23 protein-coding genes are annotated in these 19,744 nt (G+C 48.1%); 19 read left to right on the forward strand and 4 right to left on the reverse strand.

Translation table 11 applies throughout. The annotated features are described in order from the left end of the window. The first annotated feature begins 68 nt into the window (after nt 1–68). Complete coding sequence (gene pgmB / locus BLD48_RS07090) at nt 69–731, forward strand: beta-phosphoglucomutase (protein ID WP_071499592.1); 663 nt, start codon at nt 69–71, stop codon at nt 729–731. A 156-nt stretch (nt 732–887) separates the two neighbouring features. On the opposite strand, the gene BLD48_RS07095 is transcribed toward pgmB, so the two are convergent. Then, nucleotides 888–2,372: an N-acetylmuramoyl-L-alanine amidase gene (locus BLD48_RS07095; RefSeq protein ID WP_071499593.1), complete on the reverse strand. Its 1,485-nt coding sequence runs from the start codon at nt 2,370–2,372 to the stop codon at nt 888–890. 292 nt (nt 2,373–2,664) lie between these two features. Between BLD48_RS07095 and BLD48_RS07100 the strand changes: the two genes are divergently transcribed. The 4 genes from BLD48_RS07100 to chrA all read left to right on the forward strand — a co-directional run bounded on the left by BLD48_RS07100 (nt 2,665) and on the right by chrA (nt 6,561). Continuing rightward, nucleotides 2,665–3,066, forward strand: a complete 402-nt coding sequence (locus BLD48_RS07100; RefSeq protein WP_014971241.1) for a Rok-like winged helix domain-containing protein — start codon at nt 2,665–2,667, stop codon at nt 3,064–3,066. 57 nt (nt 3,067–3,123) lie between these two features. Next, the gene (locus BLD48_RS07105) at nt 3,124–4,167 is read left to right on the forward strand and encodes a glycosyltransferase family 4 protein (protein ID WP_014971240.1); all 1,044 of its coding nucleotides are present in this window, start codon (nt 3,124–3,126) and stop codon (nt 4,165–4,167) included. A 54-nt stretch (nt 4,168–4,221) separates the two neighbouring features. Next, on the forward strand, nt 4,222–5,331 hold the full coding sequence (locus BLD48_RS07110) for a DUF418 domain-containing protein (protein WP_071499594.1): 1,110 nt from the start codon (nt 4,222–4,224) through the stop codon (nt 5,329–5,331). 72 nt (nt 5,332–5,403) lie between these two features. Next, the gene (gene chrA, locus BLD48_RS07115; RefSeq protein WP_071499595.1) at nt 5,404–6,561 is read left to right on the forward strand and encodes a chromate efflux transporter; all 1,158 of its coding nucleotides are present in this window, start codon (nt 5,404–5,406) and stop codon (nt 6,559–6,561) included. 102 nt (nt 6,562–6,663) lie between these two features. Here the strand turns inward: chrA and BLD48_RS07120 are convergent, their stop codons facing one another. The 3 genes from BLD48_RS07120 to BLD48_RS07130 all read right to left on the reverse strand — a co-directional run bounded on the left by BLD48_RS07120 (nt 6,664) and on the right by BLD48_RS07130 (nt 8,796). Next, nucleotides 6,664–7,080 (reverse strand): GNAT family N-acetyltransferase, encoded by a 417-nt coding sequence (locus tag BLD48_RS07120; protein ID WP_071499596.1) that lies wholly within the window; start codon nt 7,078–7,080, stop codon nt 6,664–6,666. Further along, nucleotides 7,055–8,086, reverse strand: a complete 1,032-nt coding sequence (locus tag BLD48_RS07125; protein ID WP_071499597.1) for an LCP family protein — start codon at nt 8,084–8,086, stop codon at nt 7,055–7,057. The genes BLD48_RS07120 and BLD48_RS07125 overlap by 26 nt, the downstream gene beginning before the upstream one ends. A gap of 68 nt (nt 8,087–8,154) precedes the next feature. Then, a complete protein-coding gene (locus BLD48_RS07130; RefSeq protein WP_071499598.1) occupies nt 8,155–8,796 on the reverse strand; it encodes a YigZ family protein in 642 nt (213 codons plus the stop codon). 98 nt (nt 8,797–8,894) lie between these two features. Here BLD48_RS07130 and BLD48_RS07135 point away from each other — a divergent pair, with 98 nt between their 5' ends. The 14 genes from BLD48_RS07135 (at nt 8,895) to BLD48_RS07200 (ending at nt 19,724) form a co-directional block, all read left to right on the forward strand. Beyond that, complete coding sequence (locus BLD48_RS07135) at nt 8,895–10,067, forward strand: sensor histidine kinase (protein WP_071499599.1); 1,173 nt, start codon at nt 8,895–8,897, stop codon at nt 10,065–10,067. After that, complete coding sequence (locus BLD48_RS07140) at nt 10,064–10,759, forward strand: response regulator (protein WP_014971233.1); 696 nt, start codon at nt 10,064–10,066, stop codon at nt 10,757–10,759. Before BLD48_RS07135 ends, BLD48_RS07140 begins: the two co-directional genes overlap by 4 nt. 134 nt (nt 10,760–10,893) lie before the next feature. After that, the gene (locus BLD48_RS07145; protein WP_071499600.1) at nt 10,894–11,739 is read left to right on the forward strand and encodes a DegV family protein; all 846 of its coding nucleotides are present in this window, start codon (nt 10,894–10,896) and stop codon (nt 11,737–11,739) included. Between the two features lie 187 nt (nt 11,740–11,926). Continuing rightward, nucleotides 11,927–13,141: a helicase-related protein gene (locus tag BLD48_RS07150; RefSeq protein ID WP_071499601.1), complete on the forward strand. Its 1,215-nt coding sequence runs from the start codon at nt 11,927–11,929 to the stop codon at nt 13,139–13,141. 95 nt (nt 13,142–13,236) lie between these two features. Next, nucleotides 13,237–13,776, forward strand: a complete 540-nt coding sequence (locus BLD48_RS07155) for a ComF family protein (RefSeq protein ID WP_236629964.1) — start codon at nt 13,237–13,239, stop codon at nt 13,774–13,776. A 42-nt stretch (nt 13,777–13,818) separates the two neighbouring features. Then, on the forward strand, nt 13,819–14,199 hold the full coding sequence (locus tag BLD48_RS07160; protein WP_071499603.1) for a hypothetical protein: 381 nt from the start codon (nt 13,819–13,821) through the stop codon (nt 14,197–14,199). Between the two features lie 36 nt (nt 14,200–14,235). Continuing rightward, entirely contained in the window at nt 14,236–14,484 is a 249-nt protein-coding gene (flgM, locus tag BLD48_RS07165) for a flagellar biosynthesis anti-sigma factor FlgM (protein WP_014971230.1), read from the forward strand. Between the two features lie 98 nt (nt 14,485–14,582). Then, nucleotides 14,583–14,990, forward strand: a complete 408-nt coding sequence (locus BLD48_RS07170) for a flagellar protein FlgN (protein WP_071499604.1) — start codon at nt 14,583–14,585, stop codon at nt 14,988–14,990. Nucleotides 14,991–15,002: 12 nt separating this feature from the next. Then, nucleotides 15,003–16,532, forward strand: coding sequence for a flagellar hook-associated protein FlgK (gene flgK, locus BLD48_RS07175; protein WP_071499605.1), 1,530 nt, complete (start codon nt 15,003–15,005; stop codon nt 16,530–16,532). A gap of 7 nt (nt 16,533–16,539) precedes the next feature. Then, nucleotides 16,540–17,499, forward strand: coding sequence for a flagellar hook-associated protein FlgL (gene flgL, locus BLD48_RS07180; protein WP_014971227.1), 960 nt, complete (start codon nt 16,540–16,542; stop codon nt 17,497–17,499). A gap of 17 nt (nt 17,500–17,516) precedes the next feature. Continuing rightward, on the forward strand, nt 17,517–18,095 hold the full coding sequence (locus BLD48_RS07185; RefSeq protein WP_071499606.1) for a DUF6470 family protein: 579 nt from the start codon (nt 17,517–17,519) through the stop codon (nt 18,093–18,095). A gap of 4 nt (nt 18,096–18,099) precedes the next feature. Beyond that, entirely contained in the window at nt 18,100–18,540 is a 441-nt protein-coding gene (gene fliW, locus BLD48_RS07190; protein ID WP_026830143.1) for a flagellar assembly protein FliW, read from the forward strand. Beyond that, a complete protein-coding gene (gene csrA / locus BLD48_RS07195; RefSeq protein WP_071499607.1) occupies nt 18,540–18,767 on the forward strand; it encodes a carbon storage regulator CsrA in 228 nt (75 codons plus the stop codon). Before fliW ends, csrA begins: the two co-directional genes overlap by 1 nt. 132 nt (nt 18,768–18,899) lie before the next feature. Next, nucleotides 18,900–19,724 carry a squalene/phytoene synthase family protein gene (locus tag BLD48_RS07200; RefSeq protein ID WP_071499608.1) on the forward strand — a complete coding sequence of 275 codons (825 nt, stop codon included), beginning with the start codon at nt 18,900–18,902 and terminating at the stop codon, nt 19,722–19,724. The last annotated feature ends 20 nt before the right edge of the window (nt 19,725–19,744 follow it).

The raw sequence follows: 19,744 nt of genomic DNA on the forward strand, positions 1-19,744 counted from the left end.
GCAATCGTTTGCGCAAATCATTCGATTTCTTGTCTTTCATGTACGATGGATGAAAGGATGGATGTCGGATGGCACCAACGATTGAAGCGGTCATTTTTGACTTAGACGGCGTAATAACCGATACAGCCGAGTATCATTATCTGGCTTGGAAACAACTAGGTGAGGAACTGGACATTCCGTTCGACCGGGATTTCAATGAAACACTAAAAGGCGTCAGTCGAACTGATTCGCTCGAGCGGATTTTAACACTTGGCGGAAAGCAAGATGCTTTCACGGAGCAAGAGAAGATAACGCTCGCAACGAAAAAGAATGATCATTACGTCACGTTGATCCAACATATCTCAGAACAGGATCTCTTACCGGGAATCATTGCGTTCCTTGATGAAATCCGTGCTGCTGGCTTGAAGATCGGAATGGCGTCGGCTTCTAAAAATGCGTTGACCGTCGTTGAGGCACTTGGAGTCCGACACTATTTTGATGATATCGTCGATGCAGCGACCGTTGCCCAGTCAAAACCACACCCTGAAGTGTTTTTACGGGCAGCTGAAGCGCTTGACGTCGCACCTGAACGTTGTATCGGTGTAGAAGATGCAGCCGCAGGTATTACGGCGATTCAGGCAGCAGGCATGTATGCTGTTGGAGTCGGACCGGAAACGACGTTACATGAGGCAGACTATCGTGTCGATTCGACGGATTTGCTTTCCCTTGAGCAAATTCTAGCTAGTCGCTAATGAAAATCAACCATTCCCTGATGGTGGATTGTTTTATCTGATTGATCTCTTTTCATGTGAGTACAAAAGGACCGCTTCCCTGAGCGGTCCTTTTGTCATGCCAAAAAGCCCTGATTCCGGGCGAGGAATCAGGGCTTTTTGACTTACTTCATTTGATCAAAGTGTAGCGAGAATCCCATCTGCAATCGCTTGGGCATAACGTGTTTGATAAGCCGGACTTGCGAGTTTCGCACGATCTGCACTGTTTGACAAGAATCCAAGTTCTGCTAAGACTGCCGGGGCTTGAGTGCCGCGAATGACGGCATAATTGGCGAAGTGTACATTCCGGTTCTTCATGCCGGCATAACTCGTCAGTCGTTGCTGGATGGCTTGTGCGAGTTGAATCGAAGTCGATCCTTTGTAATAAAAGCTTTCCGCACCTGACGCACTTACTGCAGAAGAAGCATTGATGTGGATACTGACGAAACGGGATGTCGAAAGTGCATTTGACATCGCACTCCGGTCTCCTAATGTAGGATAATAATCATTCGTATACCGTGTTAACGTCAAATCGACTTTTCCTTCAAGGAGACCTGCGACTTGGCGCGCAACGGCTAAGACGATGTCACGTTCTGCTAGTCCGAATCGGACGGCACCAGGATCATACCCGCCGTGACCCGGATCGAGGACGATCAGCGGACGGTTGGAGGTGTTTGGTTGGAAGAGGGTCAAATACGTCGCTTCTACATAACCACGACGACCATCTGCCGTTTGGACGGCGACGAAACCACGCGTTTTATGGAGACTATTCGTCACGACGAGCGGTGTTCCCCGTCCGAGTCGTGCAGTTTGTCCACTCAAGACGGAAGCGGCAGAACGCAGGGCGACTGTGCTTCCGGAATCAATCAGGACATACATCTTCGCACCAGTGTAGTCGGCTTTGCCGGCAGGTGTCGCAGTCGGGGAAGCCGTTCCTTTTTTCAAATAGGTTCCCATGACATAACCTGTTTTCCCGCCATACGTGACTTTATGCCAGTTTGAGCTAATGGACAACGATTGGACGACCTGATTGCTTGGGATCGTCATCAGTAACGTGCCGGAAGTCGTCGGCGCACTACGTAAGTTCAGCCGTTCCGTCGTCGTATAAGCAGTGGTAGGAGCAGCGGTCACTTTTTTTAAGTAGGAGCCAGAGACGAAACCTGTTTTGTTTTTATACGTGACGCGATACCAGTTGCCATCACGGAAACTAGAATCGATCGACGTCTTAACCGGAATCATCAACAGCCGTGTTGATGTCGTCGAGGCAGCTTGACGTAACGATAACGCATCAGTCGTCTGATATGTCGTTTTCGTAAATGTCGTGCCCGAAACGACTTTAGTTAAGTATTGACCGAGAACATAACCCGTCTTTCCACTGTACGTGACGCGATACCAATCACCAGCACGGTAGTTGGACGTGATGGCTGTGTTTTTCGGAATCGATGTCAATTTTTTTGAGGAAACGGAGTCTGCTGAACGTAGATTTAACAAATCGGTTGTTTTATACGTCGTTTTCGTAAACGTTACTCCAGTTGCAGCCGATACTAATGAGGACGGAAACACGACGGTGATCAGAAGCAAAAGTACTAACGCTGAGGTCAGGATTTTAGTTAATTTGTCCATTAAATTTCCAGTCTCCTTTTAAGTAAAATGAATACGTATAAAACCTTATATAGTCAATTAAGTGCTTTTGAAATAGTTTAATTTATAATTTATATGTTCCGTTCTAGCTCCTTTCTGTTAATATGAAGTGTAGTTAACTGCTACCCAATGAGATAAAAATATTACAGAATAATTAAATATATAATAAAATTATATATTAAAGAGGCAAAATGTAGTGAACTATATTTCAAAAAACATACAATTGAAACATAATTGAAATATTTATGTTTAATTTAGGAAAGTAGGTCAACAAATGGGAACGAGTGAACACATCTACCGAGAGCTGATGGAAATCGAAGAGGAATATCGTCGTTTGCAACGACGCGCAGAATACTTAATCGCGGAACTGAGCCGCGGAACCGGCGACTCAGCAAAAGAAATCGCTGTGACACAAGAACGTCCATTAAAACAACGTCGTGTCAATCAACGTTACCCGCTGGAAGTGTATGTCCACCAGATCAGTGACTTGATGCGCGAACGCGAGTCGATGTCAGCACGTGACATTCAGATGGAACTCGAATTACGTTACCGTCACCAGATCAGCAACATCTATCAGTTGATGGCGAAGGTCGAACAAGCAAACCCTGCGATTAAAAAAGTAGGCCGTGGTATCTATACATATGATCCGTCTGCAGAAGTTCCAATCTTTATGTGAGCCGCTCGTCGGCTCTTTTTTTTTATGATATAATTCGCGCAGGAGCGTGATGTTATTATGTTATGGACGGCGTCCATTGTCTGTTTTATCGCGGCCTTACTGATCACACCCGTCGTGAAACGCTTTGCGATTGCAGTCGGTGCCGTTGACAGTCCGGATGCGCGAAAAGTACACGTGCGGATCATGCCGCGTTTAGGCGGACTCGCGATTTATATCGCCTTCATGATCGGCTACTTTATTTTGCAACCTTCAAGTCCGTATGCGACGCATATTTTGGTAGGTGGTTTTGTCGTCATTTTGACAGGAGCACTCGACGACCGTTTTCAATTGAATGCCCGGCTGAAGTTGATGGGGCAGATCGTTGCCGCCGTCGTCGTCTTAAATGGCGGGATTCGGATCGAATTCATCAATCTCCCCTTTGATCAACAACTGTTTCTCGGTTGGTGGAGTGTGCCGTTGACGTTCTTGTGGGTCATCGGAATCACGAATGCCGTCAACTTGATTGATGGATTAGATGGACTCGCAGCAGGTGTCTCGAGCATTGTCCTGTTGACACTGATCAGCTTGGCCGTCATCCAAGGCAACGTCTACGTGACGATCGTCGCGATTCTGTTGTTGATGAGTACGCTTGGTTTTCTGTTCCACAACTTTTATCCGGCCAAAATCTTCATGGGCGATACGGGAGCATTGTTCCTCGGCTACATGCTAGGGGTCTTGTCACTATTAGGTTTCAAGAATGTCACCTTGTTTTCACTGGCCGTTCCGGTTATTTTGCTTGGAATTCCGATTTCTGATACGTTGTTTGCGATCGTGCGTCGGGTCCTGCAAGGGAAACCACCGTTTGCGCCAGATAAAGCCCATTTGCACCACCGATTGCTTGATCTTGGATTTACGATGCGGCAAGCCGTGCTCGTCATCTATGGACTGTGTGCCGTATTCGGCATGACAGCAATTCTGTTTTCCCAGACGACTTCGCTCGGAGCTCTCGTCTCGTTACTCATGTTGTTACTTGTCCTCGATATCTTAGTCGAGTCACTTGGGTTGCTCGGTGAACGGTATCGTCCCTTACTCAATCTGTTAGAACGAATTACATCAAAATAACCAATCAGCCGCTCAAATGATTTGAGCGGCTGATTGACGCTGGGGGTGTCTAAAATGAATCTGATGGAACGTACAGATCGAATTGTCTATCTGGATGTCTTACGGGGATTTGCCTTGTGCGGGATTCTGTTCGTCAACATGCCGAGTTTTCTCGGAGAGCGTTTGACGAGTGAGATGGGACAAGCAGACCAGGTGCTTCGGTTATTGTTTGATCTCTTTATTCAAACGAAATTCTATACGTTGTTCAGTGTGTTGTTTGGAGCAGGCTTTATTTTGTTTATCGATCGTCTCCGTGTCAAAGGGAAATCATTATGGATATTCGTTCGCAGGCTGAGTATTTTGTTTGTGTTCGGACTGATTCATCTTTTGTTTTGGAAAGGAGATATTCTTCAGACGTACGCGTTGAGCGGCTTCTTTTTACTCTTATTCGTCAAGACCCGTCCGACGGCGAAGTTATTTGTGGGGATCGCCTTACAACTCTATACGTTTTTCCTATACGTATCGATTTATATGTATGCCCGTTCGGAGGGGGACCAATCAATCGTAGAGCCGGATGGTACGATTCAGGAACTGGTAGCGTCGCGGCAGTTTATTGACTACATATCCTATCACGCAACGGTTCAGCTGCCACAGGCGTTAAGTAACACACTGACGATTTTTCCGGAAATCCTATCACTGTTCTTGATCGGTGCCTATTTGATGGAGCGTTTTACAATCCGACCGCCAGCGACACGGACACTTGCGCTGATATTTGGCATCAGTCTCGTCCTGTCGTTCCCTGCGTTGTATCAAATCATTCGTATTCATCAAGGACCGGTGCCGGACGGATTGGCCAACTACTTTTTTGTTTGGTTGTCCGGACGGACGCTTGCTGTGACTTATGCAGCGGGGGTGGCCTTGCTCCTTCGGTCCGGTCGTTCGCTGTCTGGTTTTCAAGTGCTTGGGCGGATGGCGTTGACGAACTATTTGATGCAGACGATGGTCTTTACGGCACTGATTTTCTTGACGGGGATGTACGGAACGATTCCGTTATGGCAAGGGACGTTGTCTGTCATCGTGTTGTTGGCAGTACAAGTCGTGTTCTCGAACTGGTACTTAAACCGCCACCGTCAAGGTCCGATCGAAGCGGTCTGGCGTGCGGGAACCTATGGTCGTACTAAATAATCCAATCAGAAGGTGCAGGTTGTCACAAAAAATTTACAAACTTTTCGTATGATCAGTGGTGGAGGTGGTTATATGAACAGATGGATCGAAATTTTTATCGTGTCCTTGAAGCTCGGATTAACATCATTTGGCGGACCCGTCGCCCATTTAGGGTACTTTTACGAGGAATATGTCAAACGAAGGAAATGGGTGGATGAGAAGGCGTATGCCGATTTGGTCGCTCTCTGTCAATTCTTGCCCGGTCCGGCTTCGAGTCAGGTCGGAATGGGGATTGGGCTTGTCCGGGGAGGCGTCATCGGCGCCGTCATCTCATTCATCGGTTTTACGTTACCGTCGAGTATTCTTTTGGTCATCTTTGCGTTGCTTGCGACGGATCTTAATTTGGCAGAAGCCGGCTTCATTCATGGGTTAAAGCTCGTCGCCGTCGCAATCGTCGCCGATGCCGTGCTTGGTATGGGCACCAAACTTGCCGTCGGTCCGAAACGGTTGTTTTTGATGTTGCTTGCCCTTGCAGGAGTCTTGCTCCTCGCACACCCGCTCGCACAAGTCGGCGTCTTGGTTCTTGCAGCGCTGATTGGCCTATTTTGGTTCGAGGATGAACCAGCAAGTGGCGGAAAGTTAGATATTCGTGTTCCACGTCTTTTCAGCATCACTGCTTTGGTCTTGTTCGTGGTCTTGCTCGTTGCGACACCGATTTTAGCGAATGTCGCGACAGGGAATGTCCAACTCACAAGTATCATGTACAGCGCAGGAGCGCTCGTTTTTGGTGGCGGGCACGTCGTCTTACCGTTCTTACAGCAGTCACTTGTTCCGGATTTTTTGACCGGTGATAGTTTTCTTGCAGGTTACGCGGCAGCTCAGGCCGTACCGGGACCCCTCTTTACATTTTCGACGTACCTGGGAACAGTCGTAAACGGTCTGACGGGCGGGATCCTTGCGACACTCGCTATTTTCTTGCCCGGCTTTTTACTTGTCATCGGTGTGCTCCCGTTTTGGGACCGCGTCCGTTCGAACAAACAGGTCGGTCGGATGTTGATCGGGGTGAACGCGGCAGTTGTCGGTATTTTACTGGCAGCTTTGTATGACCCGATCTTTACATCAAGCGTCAAGACAGGTGCCGATTTTTTCGTCGCATTTGGTTTGTTCTGTCTGCTTCGGTTCTATAAACAGTCGCCGCTTCGCATCGTGATAATCGGTGCTTTGGTCGGTACGATCATGAACTCGGTCTGAGTCAAAATCGAGCTCAAGACAAAAAAAACGAACGATTCCTCTGTTTTGTAACAGGGAGTCGTTCGTTTTTCGATGGGAGCAAGTACATCGCCAGCTCATTTTTCATGACCGTTCGAGTGTCACGAGGACAATCGCATCACGTGTCTGTTGGTTGGTTTGGCGAAATCCAAACTGTTGATATAAGGCAATCGCTGGATGATTTGCAGCAGCCGTCGAGACGAAACGAACGGTTTGTCTCGTCAAAACATGTTGCACGAGCTGTTTCGCGATCCCCTGACGAAAATGATCCGGGGAGACGATCAGCCGTGTGATCGTTTCCTGTTCAAGGGTCAGGATCCCGACAAGTGATCCCTCGCACACACAAACATAACCGCTGGGCTGCTCCTGCCTCAGTTGGGCTTCCGTTTGCTGGAGTGGTGGGAAGTGAGAGGCGCCAATCAAATCCGCCTCGACTTGATAAGCTTGTTGTTGAAGGTGGTAGAGAGCTGGATAATCAGTTGATTCCAGTTGTCGAATCATCCGTGACCTCCGGCGTAAGCGTTGGATCGTCAGCTGTAGTTGGCAGGTTAAGCTGTTCTTTTAAGGCGGCTTTTGCTTCTGTCAGTGATGTTGGATCAAGCTGATAATAGTAGGCACCATTGATTTTCGTGTCGGTTCCTTTCAAATCAATCCGATTGACCGCATTCAGGGACTTCGCGAACGGTTGGAGCTGGAACGCTTCTGTCAGTGACATGTTCGTCGTGAAGTTATCACCAGTCGCATCCATCAATTTATTTAGCTTCGTGATGGATCCAAAAGATGTCGACTGATCGATGATTGCTTGGACGACCTGTTGCTGCCGTTTTGTCCGTCCGATGTCACCTTCAGGATCCTGATAACGCATCCGGGCATAAGCAAGCGCTTCTTCTCCATTTAAGCGTTGAAGACCCGGTTCGAGTTTGACACCATTTTTTTGGTCTGATGAGTTCAACGTATCGATTGGTAATTTGACGTCGACGTCGATCCCGCCAACGGCATCGACGATTGCGACAACACCATTGAAGTTGATCGAGCCATAATAATCGATCGGGATGTCAAGCAGCATCTCGACGGTTTCGATCGTCGAATCAATTCCGCCAAAGGCATAGGAATGGTTGATCTTATCTTCGTAACCGACAGACGGAATCATGACGAGGGAGTCACGTGGAATGCTGAGCAGGTTGACTTTTTTATCGGTTTTATTGAAAGTTGCGACAATCATCGTATCGGCTCGTGAAGATGTGTCTCCGGGCCGTTCGTCCGTTCCGACAAGCAGGACGGAAAAATGGTCTTTCGTCAAATCGACGGCAGCAGCCCGTTTGTCTGATTTATCACCACGCGACAGTTCGACTTCTGATTGTTTGGCCGTTTGAAACGTTTTATTGGCGACATAGGCAAATGCGGCACCTCCTGTGATGAAAACAACTAGGAATACGGTGACAAACACTTTAAACCAAGACCGTTTCGGTTTTTGTTTTGCAGAACGGGATCGTTTTGAGTCATCCACAGTTCATTACTCCTTACTTTACTGAATTATTAGAAAACTTTTAAATTCTTTACAATCAGTATAGCAGGTCAAGGTTGAATGTCACGTTCGATGTAGCGGGAAACGGTTTTCTCGAAAACCGCTTGTCCATTTGTCAGGTTCGTCATCCAGTCGATGAAAGGAGGGACATCCTTTTCTTCCACCCAGACGTCAATCTTGACGTGATCGAGATAATGAATCTGCTCGATGATGTGTGGTGTTGCCCGCAACTCATTCTCGAGCTTCCCTAACCACGTATAGTCGACTGTGACTTCAACGAGATCGTGAGGAGCCCGTTCGATGATCCCGACTGCATTTAAGGCTTCCGAGACACTGGTGCCATAAGCGCGGATCAATCCGCCGCCACCGAGTTTAATGCCCCCGAAATAACGGGTGACGACGACGACGGTATTTCGGAGATTCCGTTTTTTTAAGACTTCGAGCATCGGGACGCCGGCTGTCCCACTTGGTTCACCGTCATCATTGGCTTTTTGGATCTCATTTCGTTCACCGATGACATAAGCGGAACAATTATGATTCGCATCGTGATGTTTTTTTTTGAGGTCCGCAATGAAGCCCTGTGCCTCTTTTTCTGAGGTGGCACGCGCTAAATATGTAATAAATCGTGACTTTTGTATAATGATTTCATGGAAACCGTTTTCTTTTACTGTATAATAATTAAATAATGTCATAATCAAAAATGTCCTCCTCGTGAACTAGTTCTTTCTAGCATAACGACGATTAGAGAGAGAGACAACCGTGGGGACTGGCAAGGAACGGAGGGAGTAGTATGACGAATGAGATGGGGGAGCGACTGTCCTTGAATGATATCGTACAGAACATCATTGGTGTCGTAGAAGAAAGTCGGGAAGAAATCGTTCGCATCACAGAAAGTTCACGTGAACAGTATGCTGAGATCCAGCAAGAGTTGCGGGAACTGAAGACACGTGTTCACGACTATATTAAAGAAGCCGAACGGCTGGAACGACACATTAAGGACTCGAAAGCGCGACTCGTCATCGTGAGCAAGAACTTCGACAACTACTCGGAACAAGATATCCGGTCCGCGTATGAGACGGCAAACTCGCTTCAACTCGAATCATTCATCAACCAACGGGATGAGATGAATTGCCGCAAGCGGCGGGATGAACTCGAACGACGTTTGATTCAACTCGATGAGACGATTGAACGAGCCGACATGCTGATCAGCCGTGTCTCGGTTGTCCTGAATTTTTTGACGGACGATATGCAGGTCATGAATGAAAAGTACGAAAAAGCGATGCAGAAACAAGAAATGGGATTAAAAGTCTTTCAATCGGCTGAGAATGAACGGCGTCGGCTCTCGCGTGATATGCATGATGGTCCGGCACAGACGCTGGCCCATGTCTTGATCCGGGCAGACTTGATTGAAAAAATCCATCAACATAACGGGGCGGAAGCCGCTTTTGAAGAGATTCATCGTCTGCGAACGTTGATTCGTGACGGGTTAGCCGACATCCGGCGCATCATTTATGATTTACGTCCGATGACGCTCGATGATCTCGGATTCGTCCCGACACTCGAACGTTACTTACGACATATGCAGGAAATTTCCAACATTCCGATCCACTTCAACTATCTCGGGGGAGGGGAGCGGATTGAGTCGACATATGAAGTCGCCGTCTTCCGAATTGTTCAAGAAGCCGTCCAAAATGCAGTTAAGCATTCCAAAGCAGGGGACATTCGTATTATCATAGAACAGTACCAACATTCCGTTCGGATTCATGTCAAAGATAATGGGATCGGATTTGATTTCGATTCGATCGTCGAATCGTGTGATGAATCGTTTGGATTGATCGGAATGCGTGAACGGATTGAATTGATTGATGGTGAGTTTGAGATCGAGACGCAACCCGGAAAAGGGACAGTCATCAAGGTAAGGATTCCAGTTGAGGAATCCGGAGTGAGAGGGGAAACACTGTGAATAACGAGCAAGTAAAAGTAGTCATCATCGATGATCATCAGCTTTTCCGTGAAGGCGTCAAACGAATTCTTGATTTCGAACAAGAGTTCATCGTCGTCGCGGAAGGGGAAAGCGGAGCGGATGTCATTCCGCTTGTCGAAGCCCATCAACCTGATATCGTCTTAATGGATATAAATATGCCGAAAGTCAATGGTGTCGAAGCGACGAAACGTCTGATGGAAGTTCATCCGGAAGTTCGTGTCATCATTCTGTCGATCCATGACGATGAAACTTATGTCATGCATGCGTTAGGGGCAGGGGCAGTAGGATATCTCTTAAAAGAGATGGCGACGGATGAGCTCGTGAATGCGATTCGTTCCGTTTACCGGGAAGGTGGTTATGTCCATCCGAAAGTCACGCCGAACTTACTGCAAGAATACCGTCGTTTGATGAAGATGAAACAGACGATGTCTTCTCAACCCATCGAAAAACGTGTTGCGGAAGCACCGCTCCATGTGCTGACGCGTCGTGAATGTGAAGTCTTGCAGCTGCTCGCAGACGGGTTCTCCAATCGGGCCATCAGCGATACGTTGTTTATCAGTGAAAAGACTGTCAAAAACCATGTGTCATCGATTTTACGTAAGATGAATGTTCCTGACCGAACTGGTGCCGTCGTCGAAGCCATTCGACGGGGCTGGGTCGTCGTCGTTTGATTTCAGGACGGAAGCCGATTCGGCTCCGTCTTTCTTTTTTTTACCTCCTTACATATGATATGATGAAAAGCGATTGTGACCTGTCAGAATACCTTATGTCACGACGGAACTCTTAAAAGCGAGGAAATTCACGAATGAGCCAGATTGTGATTTTAACGGATAGTACAGCCTATCTGCCAACTACCTATTGTGAAGAAAACAACGTCCATGTCGCACCGCTTAGTGTCATTTTTGATGGAGAAGCGTACCGGGAAGGCATTGATATTTCCGTACCTGACTTTTATCAACGGATTCAGACAGGAAGTCTCCCAACGACTTCGCAACCGAACATCGGCGATCTCGTCGATGCGTTTGAACGTCTTCCACAAGGGACGGATATCATCGGCATCACGTTATCGAGCGGAATCAGTGGCACGTATCAGGCACTACATACGATCAATCTGATGGTCGAGCACGTCCAGGTCCATCCAATCGATTCCCGGATTTCCTGTATGCCGCAAGCCTTTTTAGTGAAGGAAGCGGTCCGGATGCGTGATGCAGGTGCGACGGCAGCTGAAATCGTCACGCGCCTTGAAGACTTAAAAGGACTGATCCGCGCCTATTTCGTCGTCGATGACTTAGAGCATCTGCAGCGTGGCGGACGCCTCAGCATGACGCAAGCTGTCGTCGGTTCGTTTTTGAAGATCAAACCGGTCCTTCACTTTGTCGAAGGGAAGATCGTGCCGTTCGAAAAAATCCGGACGTTCAAACGGGCAGTCAAACGAATCGAAGAGATGATGGAAGATACGATTCATGGAACCGGAGCCGGTTACGTCATCGGTGTCATCCACGCAGAAGATTCGTCTAAAGCAGAAGCCGAGATTGCGGTCTTGCAGGCACGATTCCCGGAAGCCCGGATCGAGATGAGTCTGTTTGGTCCGGTCATCGGAACGCATCTTGGACCGGGAGCAATCGGGATCACGTGGTATCAAGAAGCTTAACTCTAGAACAAGCGAAACGCATAGTTGAAACTTTCGGCGTGTCTACTTAAGTAGATGCGTCTTTTTTGTGGAGTTGTTTGCATTTTGTGATGGCGTGACACGATTTGGATGAGCAGGAAATACGAGGACGTTGACGAAAAACATGTCTACGCTGGCGTGAAGGCCGGTCGTAGAAAGGACGTGACAGATGGATCTGAGAGGACGCGTGATTCCTTCATATCAGCTAGACGCACCGGTCGACTATCCAATCAAACGCTTGTCGGCCGTGACATGGCGTTGTCAACGGTGTGGTCAGTTACCGACGCGTGGTCCGTGTACGTGTGGGAAACGGTGTTATTACTGCCGTCATTGCCTGGTTTTTGGCAAGTTGCGGACATGTGACTACCTGGTAACGGACCCACGCCCGTTAGAACCGGTTCAAGCCGACCACCATGCCGAACTAAACTTGACTGTCGACCAGCAACGGATCGCGAGCGCAATCGTCGAGACGATTGATCAAAAGAAGCGATTGCTCGTCTACGCCGTCTGTGGAGCCGGTAAGACACCGATGCTGTTTCCGGGCATTGAACGGGCACTTTGTACACAGAAACGTGTCTTGATCACGACACCACGAGCGGATGTCGTGCGGGAATTGACGGTGCATGTGAAGCGGGCATTTCGGCAGACCACAATCGTTTCGTTGTTTGGTGGATCCGCAGATCGCCTTCAACTTGGCGATATCACGATTGGTACGACCCATCAATTGATTCATTACCGTGCTTGTTTTGACGTCGTCTTCATCGATGAAGTCGATGCCTTCCCTTATCATGCCGACCGAACGTTACACCGCTACGTCCACCAAGCGATGCGGTCAGGGGCCTCGCTGATTTTACTGAGTGCGACTCCGTCGTTACGCAACAAATTCCTTCCGACCGTCCGGCTGATGCGCCGCTATCACGGATTTCCGTTACCTGTCCCCCGTCTACAGATTCCGTATACCGAGACGGATGTATTGGACTGGCTCGCCACCCATTCGACGAAACCCCGACTCGTATTCGTCCCGAAAGTCGACGACCTGAAGGTATGGCAAGAAGTATTCCGTCAACACCAACTGAAAAGCGAAACCGTCCATGCTGCCGATCCGGACCGGATTACGAAGGTCGGACAGTTTCGTCAGACGACCGGGATTTTATTGACGACGACGATTTTAGAACGGGGTGTGACGCTCGTTGATGTTCAAGTCGCCGTACTGGGTGCCGATCAAGCGTTTAGTGTCGCGGCGTTGATTCAAATCAGCGGTCGTGTCGGACGGAGTGCGGATTTTCCGGAAGGCGAGGTTGTATTTTTTGCGAACGACCGCTCCGATGCGATGTATCAGGCGATTCATCAGATCAAACAAGCGAACCGGGAGGGATTTCGATGAACTGCGGACTTTGCGGACAAGCATTTTTACCAAGTTGGTCGTTGTCGAACGTCTGGACTAGGCAAACCCTATGTCCAACCTGTAAAATAGAATTTGTGAAAAAAGGGGAATGCGCAGACTGCGGAAAACCGGGACAAGCGCTCTGTGCGGACTGCCAGCAGTGGCGAACGCAGGGACAAGCACTGGTCACACATCCCTTGTTTCTTTATCATCCGCAGGCCAAGGCATTTATGAAACAGTATAAGTTTCTCGGAGATACCGCTTTGCTCGAAGTGTTTAAAACAGAGCTAAAGAAGGTAAAAGTCAAACAGGACTGGATTGTTCCGATTCCGTTAAGCCCGGATCGGTTGGCAGAACGTCGTTTTAATCAAGCCGAATGGATTGCCCGGATGTTGCGGGGGCGTGTCCATCTGGCATTGGAGCGAACGGATGGTGTTGCGCTCAGCCACTTATCGAGACGACAACGGCACGAGCGGACGAACCCGTTTCACGTCATTCAACCGGTTGGTGGAAAAAACATTCTGCTTGTGGATGATGTGTACACGACAGGAATCACCTTACGCCAAGCGGCTTCTCGACTGCGTGAAGCCGGAGCGAACGAAATTTCTGCCGTAACTTTATTTCGAAGTGTTTAAAAAAGTCTCATTCCTGCCGATATTCAATATGAGGTGAAGGAAATGGATGTATTAAACTGCAAAACTTGTGGGAAGTTATTTGTTCGTCAATCTTCTGATCTCTGTGTGGATTGTATCAGAAAAGATCATACTGATTTTGAGAAGGTGCGTGAGTTCCTGCGAGAACGGCGAAAAGTCCGAACCTCACCTGTCGATGTTGAGATGACTATCGGTGTGAAAAAAGAAAATGTATACCGATACATTAAAGAAGGGCGATTGTTGATTTCTGAGATTTCTCAGATGGAGATCATGTGTGAGAGTTGCGGGAAGCCCTCCCGTGATGGCACGATTTGTGCCGAATGTCGTGAAAAGCTGCGACGTGACCTCGCCCAAGCGATGCTGGATTCTTCTGCCCCTTCGAAACCGAGAACGTATCGAACTTGAATTAAGAATCTTGTAGTCTAGAAAGCAGGTGTTCACATGCGAATTGATTCTACGAAATGGGTGAATATGCCTAAAGCGTACGAAAAAAATCAAAAAGTAGAAGGAACAGAACCAACACGTACGAATCGGCCGGATGAAGTGACGATCTCAAGCGAAGCGCGGATGCGTTTTAGTGAGACCCCCTCTTCCCGGACCGAGAAAATCGAATCCCTTCGTCAAGCCATTCAGGATGGAACCTATAAACCGGATGCGAAAAAAATCGCGGAACGTTTCTTGAACTTGTAAGAAGGTTAACTCAGACAGTAGAGGCGACTCGGGGCACGGATGCGCGGGTCGTTTTTTATATGAACGCATATACATAATAGAAGAGGAGGAATGGACGGATGGAACTCATCGATCAGCTGACGGCAGCACACATTCCGTTATTAAAACTAGCAGAAGAAAAAAAGCAGGTCCTGATTCAAAATGACATGCAACGTCTTTCGCAAATCGTCAAGGAAGAACCGGTTCATCTGAAACGAATCGAACAGTTGGAACAGCAACGGATCGAGCAGATGGGGACGATGACGATGACGGAATGGCTACAGACTCATCCGACAGATGTCGATTCCATGCGTCAGTTGCTCCAGGCAATCGGTCAACTGAAGGCACTCAATGAACTAAATGCCGACCTGCTCGAACAGTCGCTTCAGTATCTCAACTGGCACCTTGAGCTGTTGATACCGGAGGCCGATGATTTTACATATGGTCAATCCGCGCTGGACCGCGCACACTTCAATCGCAATGCCTAAGGGGGAAACAACATGGGATCAACATTCATGGGGCTTGAAACAGGCCGGCGTGCGCTGACGACGAATCAGTGGGCACTCCAGTCAACCGGAAACAATATCGCCAATGCAGGAACCGTCGGATTTTCACGGCAACGTCTTGTCATGGCGACAACAGAACAACTGTCGATGGCAATCGGCACAGGAAAGATGGGACAAATCGGGACCGGTGTGAAAGGTGAACTCCTCGAACGTGTCCGTGATGTCATGCTCGATAAACAATACCGGGACGAGGCGACGAAGACATCTTATTATGGTACAAAAGAAGCCGCATTCGGTCGGATGGAAGACGTCATCAATGAACCGTCCGATACCGGCTTATCCAAAGCCTTTGATGGGTTTTGGGAATCCCTTCAGACTTTATCAACAAATCCCCAAGATTCCGGTGCTCGGAGTGTCGTTCGTCAAAAAGCAGAGACGTTGACACAAACGTTTAATTATATGGCGAAGGCACTTAATCAAGTACAAGGTGACTTGAAAAGTGAGATTGAGGTCTCGACCAAAAAAGTAAATGATCTGTTCAAAAAGATTCATAATATCAATGCGGAAATCCATACGGTCGAACCACTTGGTGTGTTACCAAATGCACTTTATGATGAACGAGACCGTTATTTCGATGAACTCGCAGAGTACGTCGATTTTGAAAAAGTATCAGTCGACGGCGATGCGATTCAGCAAGGAACACTTGGAAATACGGTTAAAACGGCAGAGGGTCGGATCGATGTTCGAATCAAATTACCGAACGGTGATAAGTTGCTTGCAGTGGATTCGGATTTACCACAAGCTGGAACGTTGACCTTTACAACAGATGACAATGGTCTCTATACAGGATTCAAAACGGATTCACAAACGATGTCATTTGACACAGCCGGCGGTTTTTCATCAGGTCGATTAATTGGTCTGATTGAGATGTATGGACACGTGGAGGATGGTCAAGCAACCGGTGAGTACGTCAACATGCAAGGACATTTGGATGAGATGGCGACGACGTTTGCGACTGCATTCAACGAAGCGCATGCTACGAATGTAAAAAAAGACAAGACAGCGGGTACAAGTGAATTTTTTGTTTCTTCCAACGGAGGAGCAATCACAGCGAAGTCGATTACGCTTGGAGCAGACATTAAAAAGAGTCTAGATAACATTGCTACCTCGACAGACGGGAACATCGGTGATAGTGCCGGTGCCTTGAAGCTGGCCAACATGAAGACGGCAAGCATTCGTTTTGAACGATCCGATACGACGACGACAATTGGTTCGTTTTATCAAAACGTCATTGGAGACATGGCAGTCGCAACGGATCAGGTCGCTCGGCTCGGTCAGAGTTCTGCCGTCTTGATGGAAAGTGCGGAACAGCGCCGTATGTCGGTTTCTGCTGTTTCGATTGATGAAGAGATGACAATGATGATTCAGTACCAACATGCATACAACGCGGCAGCGCGTAATATTACTACGGTTGATGAGATGCTTGATAAAATCATCAATGGTATGGGAATCGTAGGACGGTGATGACTAAATGCGCGTAACACAAACGATGCTGACGAAAACGAATATCGGACATCTATCAGCCAGTTATCAAAAACTGAGTGCGATGCAGGAACAATTGATCAGTGGAAAAAAGATTCAGCGACCATCTGAAGATCCAGTCGTCGCGATGCAGGGGATTCGTTACCGGACAGAAGTGCGTGAAGTCGAACAGTTCAAAAAAAATGTCAATGAAGCGACAGGTTGGATGGACTTGACGGACTCTGCACTGAACGAAGTGACATCCGCCATGAGCCGGGTCCGTGAATTGACGACACAAGCTGCGACGGATACGTATGATGCCACGCAACGAAAAGCAATCCAAAGCGAAGTCGGTCAGTTGATTGAACATATCGGGACACTGGCGAACACGAAATATAATGAAAAAGCCATTTTTAATGGAACAAAGACCGATCAGCCGTTCATTTCGATGGAAGGTCTGAAAGACTATTTAACAACACCAGGTAAGGCGGTTGATACCGTTTTTACGGACGGTGATCCAACTGAAAAAGAAAATGAAGTCATCCGCTATGAAATTTCTTCCGGAATTGAAGTCCAAGTCAACGTTTCACCGACGAATGTCTTTAGTCCGGAGACGTTTACGACGCTCAAAAAATTATACGATGCCCTTGGTGGGGTTTCGGACGCAGGTGCCGTTGATAGTTCAAATAATGGAGCCGAATTGTCAGGGATGTTAAAAGATCTTGATAGTATGCTCAATCAAACGGTCGAAACGCGTGCTGATCTCGGGGCGCGGGTCAACCGACTCGAATTGAATGCGTCGCGTCTGGAAGATCAAGAAATTATCGCGAAATCGGTCATGTCGGATAACGAAGACATCGAAGCCGAAAAAGTCATCATGGAACTGAAGTCGTATGAAACGTTACACCGTGCGGCACTCAGCGCGGGGGCGCGGATCATTCAGCCGACCTTGCTTGATTTCTTACGTTAAGAAGGGAATGACGGACGGTGAATCTGCCACATCTTGAGATGCGTCAAACGTCAGCGAAGATTGGAATCAATACGACCCGAGCCACGCTTGAGCAGCATCAGGCACCGGCGTCGTTATCGATCGAACAACCAAAAGGGAATCTGTCGATCGAGACAGTCGCAGCACGTCTCGAAATCGACTCGACCCAAGCGATGATTGAAACGGGACGGCTTCCAGCGTTTGAGTCCGTCCAGCGTTATGCAGAATATGGTCGTCAGATGGGGCAACAGGCAGTTAGTCGGGCAGCAGCGGAAGGCGATCAATTGATGCGAATCGAGCAAGGAGGCAATGCAGTAGCCCGCGTCGCAAAATCGCGGGATACGCCACCTGCCGAAGTGACGACACTTGGTTTCTCGCCACGTAGTCTCGACCGGGTCAAAATCAATTACACGCCGGCAGAAGTACAACTCAACTATACGGCTGAGAAACCACGGATTGAGGTTCAGGTCAACCGACCGGAGTTGAACGTCACGGAAGGTACGGTCGAAATCTATCTACGGGAACAAAATCAACTGGATATGTGGCCGGTCGGCGGCATATTCGATGGGGAAGGATAATCATATGCAAATCAACACTGATTTTTTTGGTACGGTGCAAGTAGAAGAAAGTGAAATCATTACCTTTGCTTCAGAAGTACCGGGTTTCCCGGATGCCCGGCGTTTTATCCTGTTACCGTTTGGAGAAGGGATTCCCTTTTGGTCGTTTCAATCGATTGATCAAGAGGAATGTGCGTTTGTCGTGACAAATCCGTTTTGGATTGATCCGGATTACGTGTTTGAATTACCGGAGTCGGCCAAAGAACAACTGGGTATTCAAGAAACCGCACAAGTTGCTGTTTATACGACCGTGACCTTACGGGAACCGTTCCAAGAATCGACGACAAACTTGCGCGCCCCGTTCGTCATGGAGACGAAACGTCGTCAAGCGAAACAGATCATCCTCGACGAAACGTATGCGAACCGACGGATGATTGGTAGTTTGACCGAAGTAGGTGGCCGCTGATGCTCGTTTTAAAACGAAAAGCAGGAGAAGCGATTCAAATTGGCGACGATATCGAGTTGACGATTCTTGCGATTGAAGGCGATCAAGTCAAACTGGGGATCAATGCCCCGCGGCAAATCGATATTCACCGGAAAGAGATCTATCTGGCGATTCAGGACGAGAATGCGGAAGCATCGCAAAGTACCGGTTTGATGAGCCAATTGTTGAAACATCGGACGGATACATAATCAAGGCTTCTTTTGCTAATTCCTAGCAGAAGAAGTTTTTTCATCTCACGAAAAAAATGCTCATTTCTTTTGAATCGTGTATAGTAATGTAGAGAAAAGAAACCTTTTTGACTAAAGAGGGAGTGTAGTGGGATGAATGAGACGAAGCAGCTGAAGAAAGATGCGAATCGTGTACTAAAAGCGACGAGCCGGACCTTTTATATACCGATCAGCCGTCTATCACAGGAATTACAGGAAGCAGTCGGCGCTGCTTATTTATGTATGCGGGCAATTGACGAGATCGAGGATCACGAAGAGTTGTCGACAGACATCAAAACAACCTTGTTGCGCGAGACGGCCTTACTGATGCGGGGAACATTTTCGAGTGAAACATACCGGACGCTGATTGCACCGTATGCCAATCAGTTACCGGAAGTGACACGTCGTCTTCCGGAATGGATTGCGTACTGCCCAGTCGGCATTCGGGCGAAAGTACTGGAATCGACGGCTGAGATGGCGGAAGGGATGGCGGTTTGGGCGGAACGAGACTGGACGGTTAAAACAGCTGCTGACTTGGATGAATATACGTATTACGTGGCGGGACTCGTCGGTGTCATGTTATCGGATATCTGGTACTGGAAAGCCGGTATCGTGACCGATAAACAGCAGGCGATTGGTTTTGGACGCGGCTTGCAGGCTGTCAACATCCTACGGAATCAACAAGAAGATGCCGAACGCGGGGTCGGCTATTTCCCACCAGGTTGGACGACGGAAACGATGTTTAATTATGCGCGCGAGAACTTAGCGGAAGCGGATGCGTATCTGGCATCGATTCCAAAACAGACGACGATTTATGAGTTCTGTAAGATTCCCTTGGCTCTTGCACACGGGACGCTCGATGCGCTCGCACGCGGAAAAGAAAAACTCAGTCGACCGGAAGTCTTGAAGATTGTCGGAAGTGCGGTTTTAAAACGATAAGTGAATTAAAATGGAGACCT

The sequence above is a fragment of the Exiguobacterium sp. KRL4 genome (genome assembly GCF_001870785.1).
GTDB lineage: Bacteria > Bacillota > Bacilli > Exiguobacteriales > Exiguobacteriaceae > Exiguobacterium_A.

Coding starts and splice junctions, on each gene's coding strand:
- BLD48_RS07095 (WP_071499593.1), bottom strand. CDS start 2,372: ATGGACAAATTAACTAAAATCCTGACCTCAGCGTTAGTACTTTTGCTT.
- fliW (WP_026830143.1), top strand. CDS start 18,100: ATGCAAATCAACACTGATTTTTTTGGTACGGTGCAAGTAGAAGAAAGT.
- BLD48_RS07105 (WP_014971240.1), top strand. CDS start 3,124: ATGTTATGGACGGCGTCCATTGTCTGTTTTATCGCGGCCTTACTGATC.
- BLD48_RS07130 (WP_071499598.1), bottom strand. CDS start 8,796: ATGACATTATTTAATTATTATACAGTAAAAGAAAACGGTTTCCATGAA.
- BLD48_RS07120 (WP_071499596.1), bottom strand. CDS start 7,080: ATGATTCGACAACTGGAATCAACTGATTATCCAGCTCTCTACCACCTT.
- BLD48_RS07100 (WP_014971241.1), top strand. CDS start 2,665: ATGGGAACGAGTGAACACATCTACCGAGAGCTGATGGAAATCGAAGAG.
- BLD48_RS07150 (WP_071499601.1), top strand. CDS start 11,927: ATGGATCTGAGAGGACGCGTGATTCCTTCATATCAGCTAGACGCACCG.
- chrA (WP_071499595.1), top strand. CDS start 5,404: ATGAACAGATGGATCGAAATTTTTATCGTGTCCTTGAAGCTCGGATTA.
- flgM (WP_014971230.1), top strand. CDS start 14,236: ATGCGAATTGATTCTACGAAATGGGTGAATATGCCTAAAGCGTACGAA.
- BLD48_RS07110 (WP_071499594.1), top strand. CDS start 4,222: ATGAATCTGATGGAACGTACAGATCGAATTGTCTATCTGGATGTCTTA.
- csrA (WP_071499607.1), top strand. CDS start 18,540: ATGCTCGTTTTAAAACGAAAAGCAGGAGAAGCGATTCAAATTGGCGAC.
- pgmB (WP_071499592.1), top strand. CDS start 69: ATGGCACCAACGATTGAAGCGGTCATTTTTGACTTAGACGGCGTAATA.
- BLD48_RS07200 (WP_071499608.1), top strand. CDS start 18,900: ATGAATGAGACGAAGCAGCTGAAGAAAGATGCGAATCGTGTACTAAAA.
- flgK (WP_071499605.1), top strand. CDS start 15,003: ATGGGATCAACATTCATGGGGCTTGAAACAGGCCGGCGTGCGCTGACG.
- BLD48_RS07160 (WP_071499603.1), top strand. CDS start 13,819: ATGGATGTATTAAACTGCAAAACTTGTGGGAAGTTATTTGTTCGTCAA.
- BLD48_RS07145 (WP_071499600.1), top strand. CDS start 10,894: ATGAGCCAGATTGTGATTTTAACGGATAGTACAGCCTATCTGCCAACT.
- BLD48_RS07135 (WP_071499599.1), top strand. CDS start 8,895: ATGACGAATGAGATGGGGGAGCGACTGTCCTTGAATGATATCGTACAG.
- BLD48_RS07170 (WP_071499604.1), top strand. CDS start 14,583: ATGGAACTCATCGATCAGCTGACGGCAGCACACATTCCGTTATTAAAA.
- flgL (WP_014971227.1), top strand. CDS start 16,540: ATGCGCGTAACACAAACGATGCTGACGAAAACGAATATCGGACATCTA.